1 pseudogene is annotated in these 355 nt (G+C 62.5%); it reads right to left on the bottom strand.

From position 1 onward, the window contains the following. A pseudogene (locus tag SB724_RS19550) lies at positions 1-355 on the bottom strand (alpha-ketoacid dehydrogenase subunit beta); the annotation flags it as partial.

The raw sequence follows: 355 nt of genomic DNA, 5'->3' as shown, positions 1-355 counted from the left end.
ACGGTTACGTGCTGTCCAGGGCGGGCGACGCGAGCCTGCCCCAGGGGTATGTGTTCCTTCGTAACAGGCCCTTTGTCGTAGTAGAGGCCCTTGTGTTCAAGGAAGATTGTCGGGTTGTTGCTCTTTATGGCAGTGTGGAGCAGGCCGTAGGCGTCATTGGGCGTGGAGGGCACGACGACTTCCAGACCTGGAACGTGGGCGTACAGCGTGTCCAGTGACTGGGAGTGCTGGGCGGCCTTGCCGATGCCGGATCCGCCGTTAGTCCTCAGAACGAGGGGCGTGGAGAACTGCCCCCCGAACATGTAGCGTGCCTTGGCGGCCTGGTTGATGAGGCCGTCGGCTCCCAGGAGGCTGA

The organism is Bacillus sp. SIMBA_031 (genome assembly GCF_046535225.1).
Lineage (GTDB): Bacteria > Bacillota > Bacilli > Bacillales > Bacillaceae > Bacillus > Bacillus velezensis.
Note: the sequence above shows the minus strand (reverse complement) of the source record. Positions and strands in the feature narration are given on the sequence as shown.